Below are 22,291 nucleotides of genomic sequence, written 5' to 3'. Positions count from 1 at the left end.
GGGGCCGATGCGGCCCGTTATCGCTCGCATAGCCTATGCGGCACCTGAGATCACGGAATACTTTGGTGTTCTGCGTCGCGGCCTGATCACGGAGTGTTCACCATGAGTTTGCTTGGCGCGGGGCGCGGGCCTGTGTCAGGGATTTGAGCAACGTCACAACCCGGGCCTCCTCATGAAATTCCTGCTTCCCGCTTTTGTCTGCCTCACCGCCCTGCCCGCCCATGCGCAGGGCCTCAACGGCGAGGACACGCCGAGCAACTGGCGCGTCACCCATACGGAGCGTTTCGGCATCTGGGAGAGCCTGTGCGACGAACGGACAGAGCCAGCGGGCCTGCATCAGCGCTGCTACATACGCCATGTGGATGTTTTCTCGCCCCGTCCCGCCTTTGGCGCGCTCTTTACCTTTGTGCACCGCCCCAAAGGGACACTTGAGGTCGAATTTGGTCTGGAGCCGGGGACGCTGTTTGGTCCCAACGGGTTTCGCATCGAGAAAGACGGCGCGGTGATGTGGCGCACGCGCCGCCCCGGCTGCCTGACCGGGGTGTCCTGCACCTTTGCCGAAGAGGCGGCGCAGGAGGTGATCGGCGTCATGGCTGCAGGCGGCGCAGTGCGGCTGGAATTCCGCGACCGCCACGGCGCAGCGCAGGACCTGACATGGCCGCTCGAAGGCTTTGCCGCCGCGCTTGCGGATTTCGAGTCCGAAAGCGCAAAGCGCAATATTCAGGCTGGTGGGTGAATGCCCGCGCTGAGCGCGCCGCCGCAGCCTTGAACTCAAGTTTGCGGCGTGGCTAACTGCGCGTCGGACGGTGGCACAAAACAAGGATCCCTTATGACCGACACCATGATCGCCGTGATCGGCGGCTCCGGTATTTACGACATTGACGGCCTGGAGAACGCGGCCTGGACCGCGGTGGAGAGCCCCTGGGGCACGCCGTCGGATGAGATCCTGACGGGCACGCTCGATGGCGTGAAAATGGCCTTCCTGCCGCGCCACGGCCGCGGCCATGTGCATTCCCCCACCGATGTGCCCTACCGCGCCAATATCGACGCGCTCAAGCGGCTCGGTGTGACGGATGTGATCTCGGTCTCGGCTTGCGGCTCGTTCCGCGAAGAGATGGCGCCGGGGGATTTTGTGGTTGTGGATCAGTTCATTGACCGCACCTTTGCTCGCGAGAAATCGTTCTTTGGTTCGGGCTGCGTGGCGCATGTCTCGGTGGCCCATCCGACCTGTCCGCGCCTCGGCGAGGCCTGCCATCAGGCAGGACAAGCGGCCGGGATCACCATGCACAAGGGCGGCACCTATCTCGCCATGGAAGGCCCGCAGTTCTCCACGCTGGCGGAATCGAAGATGTACCGCGAGCATTGGGGCGCGGATGTGATCGGCATGACCAACATGCCCGAGGCCAAGCTCGCCCGCGAGGCGGAGCTGTGTTACGCCTCCATCGCCATGGTCACCGACTACGACAGCTGGCATCCGCAGCATGGCGAGGTCGACGTCACCGAAATCATCAAGGTGCTGATGGGCAATGCCGACAAGGGCCGCGAGATGGTGCGCCGTCTGCCCGCACTTCTGGGCGCCGAGCGCGACGCCTGCCCGCACGGCTGTGATCGCGCGCTGGAATTCGCCATCCTGACCGCACCGGAGATGCGCGATGCGGCGCTTGTGCAAAAACTCGACGCGGTCGCGGGCCGTGTTCTGAACGCAGGATAAGATCATGGCTTTTGACGTCTGGCTGACCTTTGTCGCCGCCTCCACCGCACTTCTCTTTATCCCGGGCCCAACCGTGCTTCTGGTGCTCTCCTATGCGCTCTCAAAAGGGCGCAGCGTGGCCGTGGCCTCGGCGGCCGGTGTGGCCATGGGGGATTTCATCGCCATGAGCCTGTCGCTTCTGGGGCTGGGCGCGCTTGTCGCCACCTCGGCGCTGCTCTTCACCGCCCTGAAATGGGTCGGCGCGGCGTACCTCATCTGGCTCGGCATCAAGCTGATCCGTTCCGCCCCTTCGGACGGGCTGTCCCTGCCGCAGGCCGAGGTCAGCGCCAAAGGCGTGTTCTGGCACAATGCCACGGTGACCGCGCTGAACCCCAAGAGCATCGGCTTCTTCATCGCTTTCGTGCCGCAGTTCATCGATCCCGGCGCGGCGCTCTTGCCGCAGTTCGCCATTCTGATCGCCACCTTCGTCGGCCTCGCCGCGTTCAATGCGCTGCTCTATGCGCTGGCCGCCGACAAGCTGCGCCAGACGATCCAGAGGCCTTCCGTGATCACCTGGATCACCCGCGCCGGCGGGGCGACGCTGATCGCCATGGGCGCGCTCACAGCCACGCTGCGGAGGGCGGCATGACATTGGAAAAGAAACAGGTTCAGGATTACATCCGCACGATAGTCGACTTCCCGCACGAAGGCATTCTGTTCCGCGATGTGACCACGCTGTTTGCCGATCCGCGCGGGTTTCGGATTGCCATCGACCAGCTTCTGCACCCCTACGCCGGAGTGCGGTTCGACAAGGTTGTGGGGCTGGAGGCGCGCGGGTTTATCCTTGGTGGAGCCGTGGCGCATCAGCTCTCTGCCGGGTTTGTGCCGATACGCAAGAAAGGCAAGCTTCCCGGGGCGGTGATTTCCGAGGAGTATCAGCTGGAGTACGGCGAGGCCGTGGTCGAGGTGCATGACGACGCGATACTCGCCGGCGAGAAAATCCTGCTGGTCGATGATCTTCTGGCCACGGGCGGCACCGCGGAGGCCGGGATCAAGCTTGTGGAACGGCTTGGCGGCGAGATCATCGGTTGTGCCTTTATCGTGGATCTGCCGGACCTTGGCGGGCGCGCGAAGCTGGAGGCTTTGGGCATGGAAGTGCACGCGCTCTGTGCCTACGAGGGGCTTTGAGCGGTTTCGCCTTCGGCGCGTGTTGGGGCGTTGCCCCACGGCTCTGCGAGCCTTCCCCAAGGTATTTGGAGCCCAAAGAAACCCATGAGGCGCAAACGAAAAACGCCCCGATCCAGACAGGCCGGGGCGCTTTTTTGTTTTGTATAGGTCGGCTTAGACGATGGTGGCCTGAGTGGCCGCGCGCAGTTCGTCTTCGGTGACGCCATCGGCGCATTCGACAATTTTCAGGCCGCCTTCGACCACGTCCAGAACACCGAGATTGGTGATGATCCTGTCCACCACGCTCTTGCCGGTCAGCGGCAGGGTGCATTCCTTCAGAACCTTGCTATCGCCGTGCTTGTTGGTGTGATCCATGACCACAACCACGCGGCCCACGCCCGCGACGAGGTCCATCGCCCCGCCCATGCCTTTGACCAGCTTGCCCGGGATCATCCAGTTCGCCAGATCGCCGTTCTCTGCCACTTCCATTGCGCCCAGGATCGCGGCTGCGATCTTGCCGCCGCGGATCATGCCGAAGCTGGTGGCGCTGTCGAAGTAGGAGGTGCGGGACAGTTCGGTGATTGTCTGCTTGCCGGCGTTGATCAGGTCCGGGTCCTCTTCACCCTCGAAAGGGAACGGACCCATGCCGAGCATGCCGTTTTCGGACTGCAGCGTGATGTCCTTGTCACCGACGTAGTTGGCAACAAGCGTCGGGATGCCGATCCCGAGGTTCACATACATGCCGTCTTCGAGTTCCTGCGCGGCGCGTGCCGCCATCTGATTGCGATCCCAGGGCATTATGCTTCCTCCCGCTTGCGGACGGTCCGCTGTTCAATACGCTTTTCGTGCTCGCCCTGGACCAGGCGGTGCACGTAGATGCCCGGCAGGTGGATCAGGTCCGGGTCAAGCGAGCCGCGCGGGACGATCTCTTCGACCTCGGCCACGCAGATCTTGCCGCACATGGCGGCGGGCGGGTTGAAGTTGCGGGCGGTCTTGCGGAAAATCAGGTTGCCGGTGTCGTCGGCCTTCCAGGCCTTGACGATGGACAGATCCGCAAAGATGCCCTCTTCGAGGATGTAATCCTGACCGTTCCAGGATTTCACCTCTTTGCCTTCGGCGATCACCGTGCCCACGCCGGTCTTGGTGTAGAAGCCCGGGATGCCCGCGCCGCCGGCGCGCATGCGCTCGGCCAAGGTGCCCTGGGGGTTGAATTCCAGTTCCAGCTCACCGGAGAGATACTGACGCATGAACTCGGCGTTTTCGCCCACGTAAGACGACATCATCTTCTTGATCTGACGCGTCGTGAGCAGCTTGCCGAGGCCGAATTCATCGACGCCCGCGTTGTTGGATGCCACTGTCAGATCCTTGACGCCGCTTTCGACAAGCGCATCGATCAGCAGTTCAGGAATGCCGCAGAGGCCAAAGCCGCCCGCTGCAATCAACATCCCGTCGTGCAGGATGCCGTCGAGGGCCTCCGCCGCCGAGCCGTATACCTTTTTCATGGAAATCTCCCCTGGGGTCATGAAGTGCGGGAGTTTTCGCCGCAGGGCAGCGAAGAGTCAATGACGGCTGCGACACTATGCGCGCTAACAGTGCGCATCGCTCTGCAATTGAAGGGCAAAATGTCCGGGCATCCCGGGGATGACGCGCCGCGGGGCCTTATTTCTTGGCCTTCTTGGGGGCGGCTTTCTTGCGCGTGGTCTTCTTCTTGCCGCCCTTTGCCGCCTTTTCGTTGACCAGTTCGATCGCCCGTTCCAGCGTCAGCTTTTCGGGCTCCACGTCATCGGGAAGGGTCGCGTTGACCTTCTCCCATTTCGCGTAAGGCCCATAGCGACCCTCGTAGAGCGCGATCTTGCCGCCGTCAGGATGCTCACCCAGCTCGCGCAGGGCTTTGGCTGCAGAACCCCTGCCCCGGCCGGGGTTGGCGCGTTTTTCGGCCATCAGTTCGACCGCGTGGTTCATGCCGATTTCGAAAACCTCGACGAGCTCCTTGAGGTTGACGTAGACCGGTTTCTCCTCGCTCGGCAGCTGGTGCATGATGTAGGGGCCAAAGGGCCCAAGCGCGGCCTTGATGTTGCCGCCTTCCGGGTGTTCGCCAACAATGCGCGGTAGGGTCAGCAGAGTCACGGCCTTCTCCAGCGTGATCTCCTCCGGCCCCCAGCCGGGCAATGGCTTTTTGTTGCGGTCTTTGGGCAGGTTCGCGCGGTGGGGCTTTTCCTTGGACTGCGGGTGCACTTCGCCGCGCTGCAGATAGGGGCCGTAGCGCCCGCTTTTGAGCCAGATTTCATCGCCGTTGTCTTCGCCAAGCAGCTTTTCCTCGGCCTCGGTGCCTTCGCCGGTGATCGGGCGCGTATAGGTGCACTCGGGGTAGTTGCCACAGCCGACAAAACCGCCGGAGCGGGAGGTTTTCAGGTGCAACTGCCCCTGCCCGCACTTTGGGCAGACGCGCGGATCCGTGCCGTCTTCGCGCGGCGGATAAAGCTGCGGGGCGAGCGCCTCGTCGAGAACATCGAGCACTTCGGCGATGCGCAGATCGGACGTTTCGGCGATGGCAGCGCTGAAATCGCGCCAGAACTTGGCGAGCAGGTCCTTGTAGTCTTCTTCCCCGGCGGAAACATGGTCCAGTTCCGTCTCCAGGGCGGCGGTGAAATCGTATTCCACGTAGCGTTTGAAGAAGTTGAGCAGGAAAATCGTCACGATCCGGCCCTTGTCTTCGGGGAACAGGCGGTTCTGCTCCTTGCGGACGTATTCGCGGTCCTGAATCGTTGTAATAACAGAGGCATAGGTCGAGGGACGGCCAATGCCCAACTCTTCCATCTTCTTGACGAGCGTGGCTTCGGTGTAGCGCGGGGGCGGTTGGGTGTGGCTTTGCAGGGCCAGAACCGCGCCATTCTGGGCCAGAACCGCAACGCCGTTTTTCTGCATCCCGGCGGGGGCGGCCTCTTCGATCACGGACGTCGCTTTTTCCCCGGCCTTGTCATAGGCCGCTTCAAGCGCGCCGCCTGCGAATTTCGCGGGCTCGCCCATCATGATTTGCGGCAGGCGCTTGTCATCGCCATCATCGACCGGTTCATCCCGACCTTCTTCATAGACCTTGAGAAAGCCATCAAAAACAACGACCTGGCCGGTTGCGCGCAGGCCGACCTGCTTGTCGTCGCTGTCAATCTCCACGGTCGTGCGCTCAAGGCGCGCGCCCGCCATCTGGCAAGCCAGCGTGCGTTTCCAGATCAGATCGTAGAGGCGGCGCTGATCCTCATCCTTGAGTTTGAGCGAGGCCGTGTCGCGGGTCATATCCGTGGGGCGGATACACTCGTGCGCCTCTTGCGCGTTTTTGGCCTTGTTCTTGTAGATACGCGGCTCTTTGGGCACGTAATTCGCGCCATAGCGATCCGCGATGGCGTCGCGGCAGGCGGCGACGGCCTCGGGGGCCATGTCGATGCCGTCGGTCCGCATATAGGTGATGTGCCCGGCTTCATAGAGCCGCTGCGCCGCGTTCATGCACTGGCGCGCGCCCATGCCGAACTTGCGGCTGGCTTCCTGCTGGAGCGTGGAGGTCATGAAAGGGGCAGAAGGGTTGCGGCTGGCCGGTTTGGCCTCGACGCTTGCGATCTTCAGGGCGCGTTTCTCGACAGCGCTGACAGCCATTTCGGCGTCGGTCGCATTCGCCAGATCGAACTTGTCGAGCTTCTTACCCGCGAGCGTGGTCAGGCGTGCCTCAAAGGACTGGCCGCGCGGGGTGGTGAGCTGGGCCTTGACCTGCCAGTACTCGCGCGGATTGAAAGCTTCGATCTCGGTCTCGCGCTCCACGATGAGCCGCAGGCAAACGGATTGCACCCGCCCGGCAGAGCGCGCGCCCGGCAGTTTGCGCCAGAGCACAGGCGAGAGGTTGAAGCCAACGAGATAGTCGAGCGCACGGCGGGCCAGATAGGCCTCGACCAGCGGCGCGTCGATGTCGCGCGGGTTGGCCATCGCCTCGGTCACCGCTTTCTTGGTGATCGCGTTGAAAGTCACGCGGCTGACCTGCGTCGATTTCTTGATCGAGCGGCGTTTGGTCAGCGCTTCCTTCAGGTGCCAGGAAATGGCTTCGCCTTCGCGATCGGGGTCGGTTGCGAGGATCAGCGCGTCGTCGGTTTTGAGCGCGGCGGCGATGGCTGCGACATGTTTGCGACTGTCGTTCGCGATCTCCCATTTCATCGCGAAATCGTCTTCGGTGTCGACCGATCCGTTCTTTGGCGGCAAATCGCGCACGTGGCCATAAGACGCCAGGACCGTGTAGTCGGAGCCGAGATATTTGTTGATTGTCTTGGCTTTAGCAGGAGACTCGACGACAACGACGGGCATGTTTCGGAAAACCTCTTACGGCGAAATCAGGGCGTTTATAGCCAGCGTATGGCGCTCAGCGATGTGGGGCGCAAGGGGGAAATGTCAATCCTCACCCCGTGACGTGGGGCGTTGGGCTGCGCTTTGCTCAAGGGAAAAGCGCTCACGAGCGACGCGCAACCAATGAGAGCAAACCGCCGGGTTGACGTTCGATCCGGCCATCGAGTTCGAGGTCCGTCAGCACCGGGGAAACCGCGCCGGAGGGCGCGCCGATGTCGCGGATCAGCTGGTCTTCGGCCAGTGGCGAGGGGCCGAGCCGGGCGAGAATTTCGCGGTGCAGGCGGGCCGCGTCCTGCAGGCTGCGTTTTGGCTTCTCCGGCGGGGGTGGCGGCGTTTGGACCGCCATGTCGGGCAAGGGCAGCTCGGGCTGCTCGGCGGGCGCAGGCGCGTTCAGGTCCGGCAGAGCTTCCAGCACATCCTCGGTAGAGCGCACGAGGCGCGCCCCGTCTCGGATAAGCATGTTGCAGCCGGCAGCGCGGGCATCGAGCGGGTGGCCGGGCACCGCCAGCACGTCCCTGCCCTGATCCAGAGCATTGCGCGCGGTGATCAGGGAGCCGGACTTTGCCGCTGCCTCGACCACCACGATGGCCCGGCTGAGGCCGGAGATGATCCGGTTGCGCATCGGGAAATGGCGCGCGATGGGCTGCATGCCCATGGGCTGTTCACTGATGCGCGCGCCGCCGTGGTTGATGATCTGTTCGGCCAGTTGCGTGTTTTCGGAAGGGTAGAGCACGTCCACGCCGCCCGCCATGACGGCAACGGTGCCGCCGTGCAAGGAGGCCAGATGGGCAACGGTGTCGATGCCGCGGGCGAGGCCGGAGCTGACCACATACCCCGCCTCCGACAACCCTTCGGCAAGGCCACGCGCCATGCGAAGTCCAAGCGAGGACGCGTTGCGCGCGCCGACAAGGGCAACCATGGGCCGGGTCAAAATCGCCGGGTCCCCCACCATCCAGAGGATCGGCGGCGCGTCGGCAACCGGGCAAAGATCCGGCGGGTAAAGAGGATCGCCAAGGCAGACCATGCGCGCGCCGCGTTGCCGGGCTGCGGCCAGTTCGGCCTCGATCACCTGTTCGGGACAGGGCTCATACCCCTGAACGCCCGCCGCGCGGGCGACATCCGGCAAAGCCTCCAGCGCCGCCTGCGCGGAGCCATGTTCTTTCATCAATCGCCAGAAAGTGGTTACGCCAACGCGGCGTGATCGCAAGAGACGGAGCCACGACACCCGATCGTCTTCCGTGGTGGGTGGGAGTGGGGGGTGAGTGGAAGAGTGATTGTCCTCGAACATCCCGGCTCCGTCGTCTTGCATACACAGGTTTAACGCGAGCGCAGTTAATCAAAGGTAAACCGCAGGGCGCAAATTTGGCAGAAATTTCCAACACATTGAAAAAGCGGGCCTTTGCCGAGATTTTATCTTGGTTTTTTGGCTTTCCGGGGCCGCCATGGTCTCCGCGGCGCTACATCACCCGCATACGCGCCAGCACGCCGCGCCGCAGCGCCCAGGCCTGAACCGGGCCGGAGGCCAGCGCGTAGGGGAGTGCAATCGGCAGGCTCATCACTTCGGACCAGAAGCCGCCGATCCCGCAGGAGACGGCCAGCACAACCAGCCAGCCGCCAAGGTCTCTTTTCATCATCCAATGCAGGGCGAAGGCCAGAGGGATATGCCCCAACCAGCTGAAAACAAAGGACATGGTCACGACCCAGCCAACGCCTTGGATTGTATGCCCAAGGGTTGGAGAAGAGGGCGCGGCCAGGCTCCCGGCGATCATCAGGAACAGGCCGAGGCCCACGATGCAGATCACGCTGAGCACAATGGACGAGACGTGATGCCCGAGGCGCGGGGCGATCAGGTAGGTGGTGCGTATCGGCCTCCAGCCGTCAGACACCCGATCCCCCGACGGTCAGCCCGCCGATCATCATGGTCGGCTGACCAACCCCAACGGGCACCCATTGTCCCTGCTTGCCGCAGTTGCCCATGCCGGGATCCAGCGCCATGTCGTTGCCGATGGCGCGAATCTGCTTCAGCGCGGTAGCCCCGTCACCGATGAGCGTGGCCCCCTTGACTGGAGCGCCGACCTTGCCGTCCTTCACGCGGTAGGCTTCGGTGCAGGAGAAGACGAATTTGCCGTTGGTGATGTCCACCTGCCCGCCACCGAAACCGACGGCCCAGATGCCGTCCTTGAGATCGGCCACGATGTCCTTCGGATTAGTCTCGCCACCCAGCATGTAAGTGTTGGTCATCCGCGGCATTGGAATGTGGGCATAGCTTTCGCGGCGGCCATTGCCGGTGGAGGCAACGCCCATGAGCCGCGCGTTCTGGCGATCCTGCATGTAGCCGACCAGCTTGCCGTCCTCGATCAGGACGTTCTTGCCAGACGGCGTGCCTTCGTCATCCACGGTGATCGACCCGCGCCGGTCCGGGATGGTGCCGTCGTCCAGAACGGTCACGCCCCTGGCGGCGATCTGCTCGCCCATCAAACCGGCAAACGCGGACGATCCTTTGCGATTGAAGTCCCCTTCCAGCCCGTGGCCGATGGCCTCGTGCAGCAGAACACCCGGCCAGCCCGGTCCGAGCACGATGTCCATGACGCCCGCCGGGGCGGCTTCGGCTTCGAGGTTGACCAAAGCCACGCGCAGCGCTTCGCGCGCCTTGGACTGCCAGTCCTGCGGCTCAAGCAACCCATCGAGGGTGACGCGCCCCCCGCCCCCGGCGCTGCCGCTCTCGCGGCGGCCGTTTTCCTCGACGATGACGCTGACGTTGACGCGGGTCATGGGGCGCACATCGGTCACAAGCCCGCCTTCGGGGCGCAGAATCGCAACCTCCTGCAAGGAGGCCGCGATGGAGGCGGTGACCTGAACCACGCGCGGATCGAGATCGCGCAGGAAGGCGTCCATCTCGCGCAACGTCTCAACTTTAACCGGAAAGGATGCCCCGGCGATGGGATCGGCATCGGTGTAGAGCGTGCGATTCGTGCCTGCTGGTGGCGGGGCCATCACGCCGCCGCCATCGCCCACCGCAAGCCGCGCGGTTTCGGAGGCGCGCTTCAGGGCGCTTTCGCTGATGTCCGTGGCATGGGCATAGCCCGCGACTTCCCCTTTGACCGCGCGCAGGCCGAATCCCTCGGACGCGTCATAGCTCGCGGTCTTGATCCGACCGTCGTCCAACACCAGGGTTTCCGAGCGTCGACGCTCCAGAAACAGCTCGCCATCCTCTGCTCCGGACAGCGCATCACGCAGGATTTTCGTGGTGGACCCCATGTCCAGATGGGTCTCGAAAGGGCGGAAAGGCGCGTCTGCCATGGATACCTCGGTTTGATCTAGATCAAAAAAAGCGGCGCTTTGCCGCAAGACTCTGTCTTTAATGGTGCGACAGAATATGGTTTTAAGCACAAGATACGCAATGGGAGGTGCGGATTCTGAGTCTCGGAATTCACCTTAACCCTTTCCATGCTGACGTGACATACTGTTAGACGCACAACCGATCAGGGTAGACATATGCAACTGAAATCGATGCTGACCGGCCTCGCCACAGCTTTCCTCGCCACACCAGCGCTGGCGCAAAACCTCGAAGTGATCGGCACTCCGAAAGACGCCGGTCTCGGCTTCCAGCCGGCGGCGACCGAGCTGGCGCGTGATCTTCAGTGGCTGGACGGCCTGCTGCTGTTCATCATCACCGTGATCTGTATCTTTGTCGTTGCGCTGCTGGCGATCGTCTACATGCGCTTCAACGAGCGTGCCAACAAGACCCCCGGCACCTTCACCCACAACACCCCGCTGGAGATCGCCTGGACCCTCGGCCCGATCATCACGCTGGTGTTCATCGGCGCTTTCTCCCTGCCGGTTCTGTTCAAGCAGCAGGAAATCCCGGAAGGGGACGTGGTCATCAAGGTCACCGGCTACCAGTGGTACTGGGGCTATGAATATGTCGGCACCGATCTGGGCTATGACAGCTACATGATCGGCCACCCGGCGACGATGGCGGATGAGGATTACGAGGCCGGTGCGCAGGACTTCGTCCGCTCCGACGCCATGAACGCCCGCCTGCAGCGCTCCGGCTACACCGCAGAGGACTTCCTGCTGGCCACCGACACCGCCGTTGTTGTGCCCGTGGGCAAGACCATCGTGATGCAGATCACCGCAGGCGACGTGATCCACTCCTGGACCATTCCGGCCTTTGGCGTGAAGCAGGACGCGGTGCCCGGCCGTCTGGCGGAACTGTGGTTCGAAGCCGAGCGTGAAGGCGTCTACTTCGGCCAGTGCTCCGAGCTGTGCGGCAAGGACCACGCCTACATGCCGATCACCGTCAAGGTTGTCAGCCAAGATGCCTATGACGCCTGGCTCGCCCGCTCCATTGAGGAAGGCGAATACGTCGACGTTCGTGAAGTTCTGACGAACTGATCCGGACCGGGGCCACAGCGCCCCGGACCATGCAAAACGGCCGCAACCCGGTGCCCCGGGGGCGGCCTGATCCGAAAACATCCTGACGATCCCAAGGGAAAGCCATGAGCGACGCAAGCTTTCACAGCCAGCCCATCGAAGGCGAAGCCCAGTTCGGCGATTATTTCGCGCTTCTGAAGCCGCGCGTCATGACGCTCGTTGTCTTTACCGCCTTTGTCGGATTGCTTGCCGCGCCGACGCCTGTGCACCCGTTCATCGGCTTTGTGGCGATCCTGTTCATCGCCCTGGGCGGCGGTGCCTCCGGCGCGCTGAACATGTGGTATGACAGCGACATCGACGCAGTGATGAAGCGCACCATGAAGCGCCCGATTCCCGCCGGGAAAGTCACCCGCGAGGAAGCCTTTGCCATCGGCCTGACCCTGTCGGTCTTTGCCTGCGTCTTCCTCGGCCTTGCGACCAACTGGCTTGCGGGCGGGCTTCTGGCCTTCACCATCTTTTTCTACGTGGTGATCTACACCATGTGGCTGAAGCGCCTGACGCCGCAGAACATCGTGATCGGCGGCGCGGCGGGCGCCTTCCCTCCGATGATCGGCTGGGCCGCGGCCACCGGCGACATCTCGACCGCTTCGGTGCTGATGTTCTGCCTGACTTTCCTGTGGACGCCGCCGCACTTCTGGGCGCTCGCCCTGTTTGTCCGCATGGACTATGATAACGCTACCGTGCCGATGCTGACCGTGACCCACGGGCGCCGCGCGACCCGCACCCATATTCTCGTCTACACCATCCTGCTCGCCGCGTTCGCCATGGCGCTCGGCTTCACGCAGGTGGGCGGACCGATCTACCTCGTTGTTGCCCTTGTGCTGAACGCGCTGTTCCTCAAAGGCGCGTGGCAGATCTGGCGCCGGGACGAAGACGCCTCCGAGGCGGACAACTTCAAGGTCGAGAAGCGCTTCTTCAAGCTCTCCCTGCTCTATCTCTTTGCCCACTTCGGCGCGATCCTCATCGAGGCCGGCCTCGACAAAATCGGTGTTTTCGCATGAGCCTGAGCAAGCAGCACGAAATTCACACCCGCCGCTTCAGCCGCAACCTCGGGCTTGGCCTGACGCTGGCCGCGCTTGTGGCCATCTTCTTCGGCATGACCGTGGTCAAGGTCACGCGCGGCGATTACCAGATGCAACCGAGTGAGGTTCAGAATGGCAATTGATCCGATCAAGAAGACCCTGTTCCAGACCGTGGGTGTCGTGACGTTCATGGGCGCGATGGCCTGGGCCTCGGTGCCGCTTTACGATTGGTTCTGCGCGGTGACGGGCTATGGCGGCTCGACCGCCACCGCCGAGGGCAGCAGCGGTGAGATCCTCGACCGCACCATCAAGGTCCGCTTTGACGCCTCGAAAGAGCGCGGCATGGCGTGGGAATTCAAGCCCATGCAGGAAGAGATGGAGCTGCGCATCGGTGAAGAGGGCATGGCCTTCTACGAGGCCTACAACCCCACCGACCGCCCGATCGCAGGACAGGCGTCTTACAACGTCGCGCCGTTTGACGCGGGCAATTACTTCTACAAGATCGAGTGTTTCTGCTTTACCGAACAGGTGCTGATGCCTGGCGAGCGGGTGGAAATGCCGGTGATGTTCTTCGTGGACCCCGAGATCGTCGACGATCCCGACGCGAAGTTCGCAAACCACATCACCCTGTCGTATACCTTTTACGAGATCGACCTGCCCGAAGACGCGCAGGCCGCTCTTGCCACCGAAAATGACGCGCAAGCGTCCTACAACTAAAGCCTAACGAGGACTGAAGATGGCGCATGAAAAAAACCACGACTATCACATCCTGAACCCCTCTATCTGGCCGCTGGCCGGGTCGGTGGCAGGGTTCATCATGCTCTACGGCGCGGTCCGGTTCTTCCACGATGGTGGTCCCTGGATCATGCTCATCGGCCTTGTCGGCGTGCTTTACGTCATGTTCGGCTGGTGGTCTGAGACCGTCAAGGAGAACAAGGCAGGCGATCACACGCCGGTTGTTCAGATCGGTCTGCGCTATGGCTTCATCCTGTTCATCATGTCCGAGGTGATGTTCTTCTTCGCCTGGTTCTGGTCGTTCTTCAAACACGCCATGTACCCGATGCACCCCGATGGCATCAGCCCGGCGGTTGACGGTGTCTGGCCTCCGGCTGGCATCGAAACGTTTGACCCGTTCCACCTGCCGCTGATCAACACGCTGATCCTGCTGTGCTCCGGCTGCGCGGCCACATGGGCGCACCACGCGCTTGTGCATGAGAACAACCGCAAGGACATCAAGTCCGGCCTGATCCTCGCCGTTGTGCTTGGCCTGATCTTCACCGTCTTCCAGGCGTATGAGTACAGCCACGCAGCCTTCGGCTTCTCCGGCAACATCTACGGCGCCAACTTCTACATGGCGACCGGCTTCCACGGCTTCCACGTGATCGTCGGCACCATCTTCCTGGCGATCTGCCTGCTGCGTGTTTACGCAGGTCACTTCACCCCGGAATCGCACATCGGTTTCGAGGCGGCTGCCTGGTACTGGCACTTCGTGGACGTGGTCTGGCTCTTCCTCTTCGCCGCTGTTTACATCTGGGGCGGCTAACCCCCGGCGAACCGGCCCGTAGGACGGGGCTCTGCCCCGCCCCCCTTTTAGGAGGTTGAACACCGGGCCATGGAATGAAACAAGCAAAGGCGCAGCGCAGGCTGCGCCTTTCTTCTTGAGAGACACGGACGTGACACGGCTTATCGCCCCTCTTCTCTTTGGCCTTTCCGGTGCCGCGATCCTGATCGGGCTTGGCACCTGGCAGTTGCAGCGTCTCGACTGGAAACGCGGCGTGCTGGAGCAGATCGAGACCACCATCGCAGGTTCGGCCAAGCCCCTGCCCAGGCTGGTCTCGCCGGAAGATCAGAAATACCAGCCCGTCAGCCTGAGTGGCACCGTCGGAGAGGGCGCGCTTTATGTGCTGGTCTCCGCCAAGCGGATCGGCGCAGGCTGGCGCGTGATCTCGCCTTTCACCACAGAGGATGGCCGGACGGTTCTGCTCGACCGCGGCTTCACCCCTGTGGATCTCAAACAGGCCCCAGCCCGCGCGGAGACGCTGACGATCGAGGGCAACCTGCACTGGCCCGATGACCGCAATTCCTCGACCCCGGCGAACGACACCGAAGCGAACACCTGGTTTGCCCGCGACATCGGCCCCATGGCCGAGGCGCTGGGGACCGAACCGCTGCTTGTCGTCACCCGCTCGATGACCCCGCCGGATCCCGGCCTGACCTTGATGCCGGTGGACACCGCCGGTATTCCCAACGACCATCTGCAATATGCCATCACCTGGTTTTCCCTCGCCGGGGTGTGGCTGCTCATGACCGGCGCTTTTGTCTGGCGTCGCAGCAAGGAAGACTGACCGATGCGTTACGTATCCACCCGTGGCCAAAGCCCGGCCCTGACCTTTGAAGAGGCGATGCTCTCCGGCCTCGCCCGCGATGGCGGTCTGTATGTGCCGGAAACGATCCCGCAGATCAGCGCCGATGAGATAAGGGCGCTGCAAGGGCTGAGCTATGAGGAAACGGCCTTCCGCATCATGCGCCCCTTCGTGGGGGAGACCTTCACCGATGAGGTTTTTGCCGATTTGATCGCCAAGGCCTACGCCGGGTTTGGTCACAACGCCCGCGCGCCGATGGTGCAGTTGGCCCCGAACCATTTCCTGCTGGAGCTGTTCCACGGACCGACACTGGCGTTCAAAGACTTCGCCATGCAGCTGATTGGCCAGCTCTTTCAGGAGGCGCTGGAGCGCCGTGGCGAGCGTGTCACGATCGTGGGCGCGACCTCGGGTGACACCGGCTCTGCCGCGATCGAGGCCTTCAAGGGGCTGGATAACGTCGATGTCTTTATCCTCTTCCCGCATGGTCGCGTGTCCGAGGTGCAGCGCCGCCAGATGACCACACCGCCGGAGGCGAACGTGCACGCGCTGGCGCTTGATGGGCATTTCGACGATTGTCAGGCCCGGCTGAAGGATATGTTCAACCACTTCGAGTTCCGCGATTCCGTGCGGCTTGCCGGTGTGAACAGCATCAACTGGGCGCGGGTTCTGGCGCAGGTGGTCTACTATTTCTCTTCCGCCGTGTCGCTTGGCGCGCCGGATCGCAAGGTCAGCTTCACCGTGCCAACCGGCAACTTCGGGGACATTTTCGCGGGCTATATCGCCAAGCGGATGGGCCTGCCGATTGACCGGCTTGTGGTGGCGACAAACCAGAACGACATTCTGCATCGCTGCCTGTCGGAGGGCGCGTACAAGACCTCTGAGGTGCACCCTTCGATCAGCCCCTCGATGGACATTCAGGTCAGCTCCAACTTCGAGCGCGCCCTGTTTGACGCCTATGGCCGCGACGGCGGCGCGGTGGCACAGTTGATGGATGAGCTGAAATCCGGCGGCTTCAACGTCAGCCAAGGGGCGCTTCAGGCGTTGCGCGAGCATTTCGACAGCGGGCGTGTGTCCGAAGATGAGACGCTGGAGACCATCGCGCAGGCGCAAGGCACCATGGGCGAGCTGCTTTGCCCGCATTCCGCCATTGGCGTGCGTGTTGGTGAAGCGCAGCGCGATCCAAACGTGCCGATGATCACGCTGGCCACAGCGCACCCGGCGAAATTCCCCGATGCGGTGGAAAAAGCCAGCGGGTTGCGCCCGCCTCTTCCCTCGCGGATGGCGGACCTGTATGAGCGTTCGGAACGCGTGACACGGGTCCCCAATGATCTGACCGCGCTGGAAACCCTCATCACGGAGCGCCTCGCCAAGTGACCGTCCAAACTGCCACGCTGCCCAACGGCTTTCGCATCGTCACCGAAGATATGCCCGGCCTCCAATCGGTCTCGCTCGGCATCTGGGTCACGGCAGGCGGGCGGCATGAACGTCCCGAACAAAACGGCATTGCGCATTTCCTTGAGCATATGGCGTTCAAGGGCACCAAGACGCGCAGCGCGCTGCGTATTGCCGAGGAAATCGAAGACGCGGGCGGCTATATCAACGCCTACACCAGCCGCGAGGTGACGGCCTATTACGCCCGGATGCTGGCCCCTGACGCGGGGCTGGCGCTGAACGTGATCGCCGACATCCTGCGCAACCCGGTGTTTGACCCGGCAGAGATCGAAACCGAACGGCATGTGATTCTGCAGGAAATCGGCCAGGCGCATGACACGCCGGACGATGTGGTCTTTGACTGGCTGCAGGAGAAAGCCTACCCCGGTCAGGCCATCGGCCGCACGATCCTTGGCGAACAGGAGCGCGTGCGCGCGTTTCAGCGCGATGATCTCGCGCGGTTCGTGGATGAACACTACGGCCCGGACCAGCTGATCCTTTCGGCGGCCGGTTCCGTTGATCACGACGCCATTGTCGCGCAGGCCACGGCGCTGTTCGGGGACATGACCCCGCGCCAGGCCAGCGCCGCGGATGCCGCGCGGTTTGCCGGGGGCGAAAGCCGCCGGGTGAAAGACCTTGAGCAGGCGCATTGGGCGCTGGCTTTCGAAGGGCCGGGCTACCGCGATCCGTCCTTCTATAGCGCACAGATCTACAGCCTTGCGCTGGGTGGCGGCATGTCCTCGCGGTTGTTTCAGGAAATCCGCGAAAAGCGCGGTCTGTGCTACACGATCTTTGCCCAGAGCGGCGCTTATGCCGACACTGGCATGACGACGATCTACGCGGGCACCTCCGGCGAGGAAGTGGGCGATCTGGCGCATATCACCATCGACGAGATGAAGCGCGCCGCCGAGGACATGAGTCAGGTCGAGATCGACCGCGCCCGCGCGCAGATGAAAGCCGGGCTGCTGATGGGGCTGGAAAGCTCTTCGAGCCGCGCCGAGCGCATGGCGCGCATGATTCAGATCTGGGGCCGTGTGCCGCCGATCGAAGACACGGTGGCCAAGATCGACGCGGTCACGCTGGACGATGTACGCCGGTTTGCCGAGGCACAGGCGGTAAAGGCCCCGGCGGCAATGGCGCTCTATGGTCCGGTGGCGGGCGCTCCTGCTCTGTCGGAGCTGGAGGCACGACGGGTCGCATGATGCTGAGGGTGCGGCGCAAGCTGAAGCTTGAAACCGAGCGTCTGACGCTCCGCCCTCCCGTGCATTCCGATTTCACGCCGTGGTCCACCCTGCGCCGGGACAGCCGCGATTACCTGACACCGTGGGAGCCGACTTGGGCGCCCGATCACCTCTCGCGCCGGTCGTTTACCAATCGGGTCTATTGGGCCTCGCGGTCGATCAACGGATCGACGGCGGTGCCGCTGTTCCTGATCCGTCGCGAGGATGAGGCGCTGATCGGGGCGATCACGCTCGACAACATCCGCCGCGGCCCGGCGCAATCGGCCACGCTGGGCTATTGGGTCGGTGAAGCCTATGCGCGGCAGGGCTACATGTCCGAAGCGATCCGGGCCATGGTCCATCATGCGTTCGAGAAGATGGGGCTGAGCCGGATCGAAGCGGCCTGCCTGCCGGAAAACGTCCCCTCGCGCGGGCTTCTGGAACGCTCCGGCTTCAAATACGAAGGCGTGGCGCAGAGCTATTTGCAGATCAACGGGCGTTGGCGCACCCATGTGCTTTATGCCTCATTGCGCGGCGACCGGCGCGGCAAGACGGACGTGGGCCTGTCGATCTGATCCGCTCAGGCGGCCCGTGAGCAAAGAGCTTTTTGGAATCGGGGCGCGCCGCGCTATCCTTTCTTCCGTACCGGAAAAGGAGACGCCCGTGATCCGCTTCATTGCCGCCTGCCTGATTGCCCTGTCGACGCCCGCCCTCGCGCAAGACGCGCCGGAGCAGCGCCGACCGAGCCATTGTATCGCCGTCGCCAATGCCGCGCCGGGGATCCAATACCTGCACAAGGCGTCCTGGACCGATCCGATCCCGGAGTTCTCCGTGCGCATCCAATATGTGGCGCATGCCTCGTTCCTGATCCAGACGCGGGGCGGGATCAACGCGGTGACGGATTTCACCGGCTTTATTGGCAACACCAAACTGATTCCCGACGTGGTGACCATGAACCACGCGCATGACACCCATTGGACCCCCAGCCCCGATCCGGCGATCAAGCATGTGCTGCAAGGATGGGGCGAGACGCATGGGGCGGGGATCGATCATTACCTTGATCTGGGCGAGATGCTGATCCGCAACGTCTCCACCGACATTCGCAGCCAGTTCGGCGGGCGCGAGGATGAAGGCAACTCAATCTTTGTCTTCGAGGTGGAGGGGCTATGCATTGGCCATCTGGGCCACTTGCATCACGAACCGACGGCGCAGCAATACGCTGCCCTTGGCCGGGTTGATGTGCTGATGGTGCCGGTGGATGGCGGCATGACCTTGCCTTTGCCCACGGTGAAGCGCGTCGTGGAGCGGCTGCGCTCGTCCATCGTGATCCCGATGCACTGGTTCTCGGACTATGGGCTGGGGGTTTTCCTTGAAGGGATGAGCGAAAGCTATGCCATTGAGTATGTGGGGGGGCCGTCGCTGGAGGTCTCTTTGCGAGATCTGCCGTCCCGGCCCACCATCAAGGTGCTGCGCCCGGCCTGGGTGCGGGACTCCGAGTGACCGTCAGTTGCCAGCCGTCAGGAAATGAAAGGCGCAGCCGTCAGAAACCAGTTCCGGCGGCGTGACGCACAGACCCCGCGCCACCTGAAAGGCCGCGAGCACCTTGGGCACGTAATCGCGGGTTTCCGCATAGGGCGGCACGCCATTGTGGGTGCCGATGGAGTTTTCCCCGGCGTTGTACCCCGCGAGGACGAGAAGCGGATCACCTTCGAACTTCTCCATGAGGAAATCGAGGAAGGCGACGCCGCCCTTGATGTTCTGCGCCGCATCAAAGCTGTCCGTGACGCCAAAGCGTTCAGCGGTGGCGGGCATGAGTTGCATCAGCCCTTCGGCCCCTGCCCCGCTCTTGGCATCCGCCTTGCCAGCGGATTCCACCGAGATCACGGCCAAGGCAAAAGCCGGAGAGACCTTTGTGCCGATGCTGGCCATAAGAATGTCCCGGCCATGGGTCGAGGCGATGTCCTGCAAGGCTTGCAGACGCGGCGCGGCAACCGTCTGCCCCCCCGGCCCACGTGCAAGGCCATCCAGCGCAGCGGACAGGCGGCCCGGCCCGGTGGCCGACAGCTCCGGCGAGACTTTGTCCCAATACCAGGCATAACGGCCTTTGGGGGCCGCCGGTTTGGCGGGCGCGGTTTCGGCCACGCTGCTTTGCGGTTCTGCCGGTTTGGAAGGGCGCGGGGGAATCGCGGGCTCTGCGCGCGGCGCGATCTGAATCGTGATGCGTTTCTTGGTGCCCGGCGCCGGCGGTTTCACCCGTTTGGCGCTGAAACTCGGGAAAGACGACTCGGCCGCCGCGGGCGCAGCAATCGAGAGCGCGCAAATCAGCGCGACAAGGACTCTTGAGAACATGGTTTCTGCTCGCCACCATTTGTTTTTTTCTAAATATGGCACAAAACGGCGCTTTAAGCCATCAGTGTCTCCGTTCCGTCAACGCTATGGTGTAATTTACCTACACTTTGGCACAGGTTCTTAACCCTGACCCAAGGTCAGGAACAATTTAAATCTTTTACTTTCATAAGCTTAAAGAGTTTTCTGCTGAAAATTGCGAGCTTCCTCAAATCAATCCATTCCGGCCCAAATCTCGCCCCAAACGAAGGGTTAATTACCCTCATACCGCAGCGAGACGGGGCAAGTTGAGAGAGGCCCACACAACGTTCCGACGCGGTCCAAGTGAGCAAATACTTATCTACGGAGAGAGACCATGATGAACCTGATCAAAAACTTCCGCAAAGACGAAGCTGGCGCCGTGACTGTTGACTGGGTCGTTCTGACCGCAGCCGTTGTTGGCCTCGCTATCGCAGCGTACTCCACCATCGAAACCAACGCCTCCACGCTGATCACCGCTGCCGGTGGCGCCGTTGCGGCTGAAAACGACTTCTAAGTCGTTCGCGGCGTGATCGCCGCAGAAAAGCCCGGCGCGCGGGTCCAAACCTGAGACGCGCCGGCACCCCTGATATTTTTCGCCCGAAAGCGGGCAACTGGAGAAAACCAATGCTGAACATGATCAAAAACTTCCGCAAAGACGAAGCTGGCGCCGTGACTGTTGACTGGGTGGTTCTGACCGCCGCTGTTGTTGGCCTGGCAATCGCAGCCTACTCGACCATCGAGACCAACGCCTCCACCCTGATCACCGCCGCTGGTGGTGCTGTGGCAGCCGAAAACGACTTCTAAGTCTTTCTCGCTTAAGACATGACCGCAGAGCCGGTGGCTCCCATCGGCTCGCGGCATCACCACTGAGCAGGAAAGGGTAGAGGATGTTTCAGCTTTTCAAAACGTTTCGGGACGACACGTCCGGGGCCGTGACAGTTGATTGGGTTGTGATTACGGCTGCTGTTGTTGGCATGTCGGCGATCTCCTTCTTCGTGATCGAGGACAATTCAAATGCACTGATGAGCGCGGCCGGTGGTGCAATTGCTGCCGAAAACGACTTCTGACGTCGCCAGAGCTTCCTTACGCGAGAAAGGCTGAACCAGAACGGGGCAGCCTTTTTTCTTTTCCAGACAGGGGCCTGGGCCTTGGTTTACGGATTGCGAACAATTCACACAACAAACGCGCTCCGGACCTGATTTGGCCACAATCCCCGATGACAGTGGTGTCCAATACCCCGCATGCGCGGGACAGAAATTTAACCCATGAGGTAAACCATGCGACTTGTATTCGGATTGGTGTTGATCGCAGGGCTCGGGCTGGCCGGCTTTGCCGTCTACATGGCGCAGAACTACATCGGCGCCTATGAAAACGCCCTGGAAGAAGAGCGTGCCAAGGCTGTAGCTTCGATCCCGACACAGGAAATTTACATCGCCACGCGTCCGCTCGCCTTTGGTGAGCAGGTTGCCGAAGAAGATGTGATGCTGGCCCCCTGGCCCACGCAGATCCTGCCCGACGGCTACTTTGACGAAGCGAACCCATTCTTTGTTCAAGGCGAAGGCGCACGCGTTGTTGTCCGCGCCATGGAAAAGAACGAAGCGATGGTGGCTGTGAAGGTATCCGAGCCCGGCGGCGACGCTGGCCTGACTTCGCGGCTTGAAAGAGGCCAGCGCGCCTTTGCCATCAAGGTGGACGTGGCTTCCGGCGTGTCCGGCTTCCTGCGCCCCGGCGACCGCGTTGATATCTACTGGACCGGTCGTATTCCGGGCAACGATCCGAACCTGCCCGAAGGTGACGTGACCAAGCTCATCCAGACCGGCATCGGCCTGATCGCGATTGACCAGATGGCCCATTCCGACAGCCCGGACGCCACCATTGCGCGCACCGTGACCGTGGCCGCCAGCCCGCAGCAGGTTGCTGCCCTGGCACAGGCCCAGTCCACCGGCCGCCTGTCGCTCTCGCTGATGTCGCACAATGATGAGACCGTTGCAGAGGCGATCGAAGTGGACCAGCGCTCCCTGCTCGGCATTCAGAAGCAGGAGCAGCGTGCAGAGAAATCGCTCGAGGTTTGCACCATCCGCACCAATAAGGGGACTGAACGGATCGAGATCCCGATCCCCTGCGGAAACTGAGCGGATCTGAAATCACACGGTGAAGGGCGTCCCGCGCGGGCGCCCTTCTCTCTTTTGATGCGGATGAAAAAGCGCGTCTGTT

General features: G+C 62.5%; 25 protein-coding genes. 18 read left to right on the top strand and 7 right to left on the bottom strand.

What is annotated here, in order from left to right:
• The first annotated feature begins 172 nt into the window (after positions 1-172).
• The 4 genes from E4662_RS08555 (at position 173) to E4662_RS08540 (ending at position 2,878) form a co-directional block, all read left to right on the top strand.
• A complete protein-coding gene (locus tag E4662_RS08555; protein ID WP_136441130.1) occupies positions 173-736 on the top strand; it encodes an invasion associated locus B family protein in 564 nt (187 codons plus the stop codon).
• A gap of 93 nt (positions 737-829) precedes the next feature.
• On the top strand, positions 830-1,711 hold the full coding sequence (locus E4662_RS08550) for an S-methyl-5'-thioadenosine phosphorylase (RefSeq protein WP_136441129.1): 882 nt from the start codon (positions 830-832) through the stop codon (positions 1,709-1,711).
• Between the two features lie 4 nt (positions 1,712-1,715).
• A complete protein-coding gene (locus E4662_RS08545) occupies positions 1,716-2,339 on the top strand; it encodes a LysE family translocator (RefSeq protein ID WP_136441128.1) in 624 nt (207 codons plus the stop codon).
• The gene (locus E4662_RS08540; RefSeq protein WP_168797938.1) at positions 2,336-2,878 is read left to right on the top strand and encodes an adenine phosphoribosyltransferase; all 543 of its coding nucleotides are present in this window, start codon (positions 2,336-2,338) and stop codon (positions 2,876-2,878) included. The genes E4662_RS08545 and E4662_RS08540 overlap by 4 nt, the downstream gene beginning before the upstream one ends.
• Positions 2,879-3,031: 153 nt before the next feature.
• Here the strand turns inward: E4662_RS08540 and E4662_RS08535 are convergent, their stop codons facing one another.
• The 6 genes from E4662_RS08535 to tldD form a co-directional block, all read right to left on the bottom strand.
• Positions 3,032-3,655 (bottom strand): 3-oxoacid CoA-transferase subunit B, encoded by a 624-nt coding sequence (locus E4662_RS08535; RefSeq protein ID WP_136441127.1) that lies wholly within the window; start codon positions 3,653-3,655, stop codon positions 3,032-3,034.
• Positions 3,655-4,359, bottom strand: coding sequence for a CoA transferase subunit A (locus E4662_RS08530; RefSeq protein ID WP_136441126.1), 705 nt, complete (start codon positions 4,357-4,359; stop codon positions 3,655-3,657). Before E4662_RS08530 ends, E4662_RS08535 begins: the two co-directional genes overlap by 1 nt.
• A gap of 157 nt (positions 4,360-4,516) precedes the next feature.
• On the bottom strand, positions 4,517-7,198 hold the full coding sequence (gene topA / locus E4662_RS08525) for a type I DNA topoisomerase (protein WP_136441125.1): 2,682 nt from the start codon (positions 7,196-7,198) through the stop codon (positions 4,517-4,519).
• A gap of 142 nt (positions 7,199-7,340) precedes the next feature.
• Positions 7,341-8,525, bottom strand: coding sequence for a DNA-processing protein DprA (dprA, locus tag E4662_RS08520; RefSeq protein WP_136441647.1), 1,185 nt, complete (start codon positions 8,523-8,525; stop codon positions 7,341-7,343).
• Between the two features lie 169 nt (positions 8,526-8,694).
• Positions 8,695-9,123: a hypothetical protein gene (locus E4662_RS08515; RefSeq protein ID WP_136441124.1), complete on the bottom strand. Its 429-nt coding sequence runs from the start codon at positions 9,121-9,123 to the stop codon at positions 8,695-8,697.
• A complete protein-coding gene (tldD, locus tag E4662_RS08510) occupies positions 9,116-10,537 on the bottom strand; it encodes a metalloprotease TldD (RefSeq protein WP_136441123.1) in 1,422 nt (473 codons plus the stop codon). Before tldD ends, E4662_RS08515 begins: the two co-directional genes overlap by 8 nt.
• Positions 10,538-10,732: 195 nt before the next feature.
• Between tldD and coxB the strand changes: the two genes are divergently transcribed.
• From coxB to E4662_RS08465, 10 genes are all read left to right on the top strand, one after another.
• Positions 10,733-11,635, top strand: coding sequence for a cytochrome c oxidase subunit II (coxB, locus tag E4662_RS08505; protein WP_136441122.1), 903 nt, complete (start codon positions 10,733-10,735; stop codon positions 11,633-11,635).
• A 104-nt stretch (positions 11,636-11,739) separates the two neighbouring features.
• A complete protein-coding gene (cyoE, locus tag E4662_RS08500; protein WP_136441121.1) occupies positions 11,740-12,675 on the top strand; it encodes a heme o synthase in 936 nt (311 codons plus the stop codon).
• Entirely contained in the window at positions 12,672-12,839 is a 168-nt protein-coding gene (locus E4662_RS24050; protein WP_168797937.1) for a hypothetical protein, read from the top strand. The genes cyoE and E4662_RS24050 overlap by 4 nt, the downstream gene beginning before the upstream one ends.
• The gene (locus E4662_RS08495) at positions 12,829-13,413 is read left to right on the top strand and encodes a cytochrome c oxidase assembly protein (RefSeq protein WP_136441120.1); all 585 of its coding nucleotides are present in this window, start codon (positions 12,829-12,831) and stop codon (positions 13,411-13,413) included. Before E4662_RS24050 ends, E4662_RS08495 begins: the two co-directional genes overlap by 11 nt.
• 19 nt (positions 13,414-13,432) lie before the next feature.
• Positions 13,433-14,239: a cytochrome c oxidase subunit 3 gene (locus tag E4662_RS08490; RefSeq protein WP_136441119.1), complete on the top strand. Its 807-nt coding sequence runs from the start codon at positions 13,433-13,435 to the stop codon at positions 14,237-14,239.
• Between the two features lie 130 nt (positions 14,240-14,369).
• Positions 14,370-15,041 carry an SURF1 family protein gene (locus E4662_RS08485; protein ID WP_136441118.1) on the top strand — a complete coding sequence of 224 codons (672 nt, stop codon included), beginning with the start codon at positions 14,370-14,372 and terminating at the stop codon, positions 15,039-15,041.
• Between the two features lie 3 nt (positions 15,042-15,044).
• Complete coding sequence (thrC, locus tag E4662_RS08480; protein WP_136441117.1) at positions 15,045-16,433, top strand: threonine synthase; 1,389 nt, start codon at positions 15,045-15,047, stop codon at positions 16,431-16,433.
• Entirely contained in the window at positions 16,430-17,692 is a 1,263-nt protein-coding gene (locus tag E4662_RS08475) for a M16 family metallopeptidase (RefSeq protein WP_136441116.1), read from the top strand. The genes thrC and E4662_RS08475 overlap by 4 nt, the downstream gene beginning before the upstream one ends.
• Positions 17,692-18,285, top strand: a complete 594-nt coding sequence (locus tag E4662_RS08470) for a GNAT family N-acetyltransferase (RefSeq protein WP_136441646.1) — start codon at positions 17,692-17,694, stop codon at positions 18,283-18,285. The genes E4662_RS08475 and E4662_RS08470 overlap by 1 nt, the downstream gene beginning before the upstream one ends.
• Before the next feature lie 88 nt (positions 18,286-18,373).
• The gene (locus E4662_RS08465) at positions 18,374-19,210 is read left to right on the top strand and encodes an MBL fold metallo-hydrolase (protein WP_240705152.1); all 837 of its coding nucleotides are present in this window, start codon (positions 18,374-18,376) and stop codon (positions 19,208-19,210) included.
• A 3-nt stretch (positions 19,211-19,213) separates the two neighbouring features.
• Here the strand turns inward: E4662_RS08465 and E4662_RS08460 are convergent, their stop codons facing one another.
• Positions 19,214-20,059, bottom strand: coding sequence for a lytic transglycosylase domain-containing protein (locus E4662_RS08460; RefSeq protein WP_136441115.1), 846 nt, complete (start codon positions 20,057-20,059; stop codon positions 19,214-19,216).
• A 352-nt stretch (positions 20,060-20,411) separates the two neighbouring features.
• On the opposite strand from E4662_RS08460, the gene E4662_RS08455 reads away from it, so the two are divergent.
• The 4 genes from E4662_RS08455 (at position 20,412) to cpaB (ending at position 22,209) form a co-directional block, all read left to right on the top strand.
• Positions 20,412-20,591 carry a Flp family type IVb pilin gene (locus E4662_RS08455; RefSeq protein WP_136441114.1) on the top strand — a complete coding sequence of 60 codons (180 nt, stop codon included), beginning with the start codon at positions 20,412-20,414 and terminating at the stop codon, positions 20,589-20,591.
• Between the two features lie 110 nt (positions 20,592-20,701).
• Positions 20,702-20,881 (top strand): Flp family type IVb pilin, encoded by a 180-nt coding sequence (locus E4662_RS08450; protein WP_136441113.1) that lies wholly within the window; start codon positions 20,702-20,704, stop codon positions 20,879-20,881.
• Between the two features lie 83 nt (positions 20,882-20,964).
• A complete protein-coding gene (locus E4662_RS08445) occupies positions 20,965-21,144 on the top strand; it encodes a hypothetical protein (protein ID WP_136441112.1) in 180 nt (59 codons plus the stop codon).
• A gap of 210 nt (positions 21,145-21,354) precedes the next feature.
• Positions 21,355-22,209 carry a Flp pilus assembly protein CpaB gene (gene cpaB / locus E4662_RS08440; protein WP_136441111.1) on the top strand — a complete coding sequence of 285 codons (855 nt, stop codon included), beginning with the start codon at positions 21,355-21,357 and terminating at the stop codon, positions 22,207-22,209.
• Positions 22,210-22,291 lie beyond the last annotated feature (82 nt).

The sequence above is a fragment of the Pacificoceanicola onchidii genome (assembly GCF_004804335.1).
Lineage (GTDB): Bacteria > Pseudomonadota > Alphaproteobacteria > Rhodobacterales > Rhodobacteraceae > Pacificoceanicola > Pacificoceanicola onchidii.
Note: the sequence above shows the minus strand (reverse complement) of the source record. Positions and strands in the feature narration are given on the sequence as shown.

Excerpts from the sequence above, each read along its gene's own strand:
- topA (WP_136441125.1), bottom strand. The coding sequence starts at position 7,198 with ATGCCCGTCGTTGTCGTCGAGTCTCCTGCTAAAGCCAAGACAATCAAC.
- thrC (WP_136441117.1), top strand. The coding sequence starts at position 15,045 with ATGCGTTACGTATCCACCCGTGGCCAAAGCCCGGCCCTGACCTTTGAA.
- E4662_RS08530 (WP_136441126.1), bottom strand. The coding sequence starts at position 4,359 with ATGAAAAAGGTATACGGCTCGGCGGCGGAGGCCCTCGACGGCATCCTG.
- E4662_RS08455 (WP_136441114.1), top strand. The coding sequence starts at position 20,412 with ATGATGAACCTGATCAAAAACTTCCGCAAAGACGAAGCTGGCGCCGTG.
- E4662_RS08535 (WP_136441127.1), bottom strand. The coding sequence starts at position 3,655 with ATGCCCTGGGATCGCAATCAGATGGCGGCACGCGCCGCGCAGGAACTC.
- cyoE (WP_136441121.1), top strand. The coding sequence starts at position 11,740 with ATGAGCGACGCAAGCTTTCACAGCCAGCCCATCGAAGGCGAAGCCCAG.
- dprA (WP_136441647.1), bottom strand. The coding sequence starts at position 8,525 with ATGTTCGAGGACAATCACTCTTCCACTCACCCCCCACTCCCACCCACC.
- E4662_RS24050 (WP_168797937.1), top strand. The coding sequence starts at position 12,672 with ATGAGCCTGAGCAAGCAGCACGAAATTCACACCCGCCGCTTCAGCCGC.
- E4662_RS08460 (WP_136441115.1), bottom strand. The coding sequence starts at position 20,059 with ATGTTCTCAAGAGTCCTTGTCGCGCTGATTTGCGCGCTCTCGATTGCT.
- E4662_RS08545 (WP_136441128.1), top strand. The coding sequence starts at position 1,716 with ATGGCTTTTGACGTCTGGCTGACCTTTGTCGCCGCCTCCACCGCACTT.
- E4662_RS08490 (WP_136441119.1), top strand. The coding sequence starts at position 13,433 with ATGGCGCATGAAAAAAACCACGACTATCACATCCTGAACCCCTCTATC.
- E4662_RS08445 (WP_136441112.1), top strand. The coding sequence starts at position 20,965 with ATGTTTCAGCTTTTCAAAACGTTTCGGGACGACACGTCCGGGGCCGTG.
- E4662_RS08555 (WP_136441130.1), top strand. The coding sequence starts at position 173 with ATGAAATTCCTGCTTCCCGCTTTTGTCTGCCTCACCGCCCTGCCCGCC.
- tldD (WP_136441123.1), bottom strand. The coding sequence starts at position 10,537 with ATGGCAGACGCGCCTTTCCGCCCTTTCGAGACCCATCTGGACATGGGG.
- E4662_RS08550 (WP_136441129.1), top strand. The coding sequence starts at position 830 with ATGACCGACACCATGATCGCCGTGATCGGCGGCTCCGGTATTTACGAC.
- E4662_RS08540 (WP_168797938.1), top strand. The coding sequence starts at position 2,336 with ATGACATTGGAAAAGAAACAGGTTCAGGATTACATCCGCACGATAGTC.
- coxB (WP_136441122.1), top strand. The coding sequence starts at position 10,733 with ATGCAACTGAAATCGATGCTGACCGGCCTCGCCACAGCTTTCCTCGCC.
- cpaB (WP_136441111.1), top strand. The coding sequence starts at position 21,355 with ATGCGACTTGTATTCGGATTGGTGTTGATCGCAGGGCTCGGGCTGGCC.
- E4662_RS08495 (WP_136441120.1), top strand. The coding sequence starts at position 12,829 with ATGGCAATTGATCCGATCAAGAAGACCCTGTTCCAGACCGTGGGTGTC.
- E4662_RS08450 (WP_136441113.1), top strand. The coding sequence starts at position 20,702 with ATGCTGAACATGATCAAAAACTTCCGCAAAGACGAAGCTGGCGCCGTG.
- E4662_RS08470 (WP_136441646.1), top strand. The coding sequence starts at position 17,692 with ATGCTGAGGGTGCGGCGCAAGCTGAAGCTTGAAACCGAGCGTCTGACG.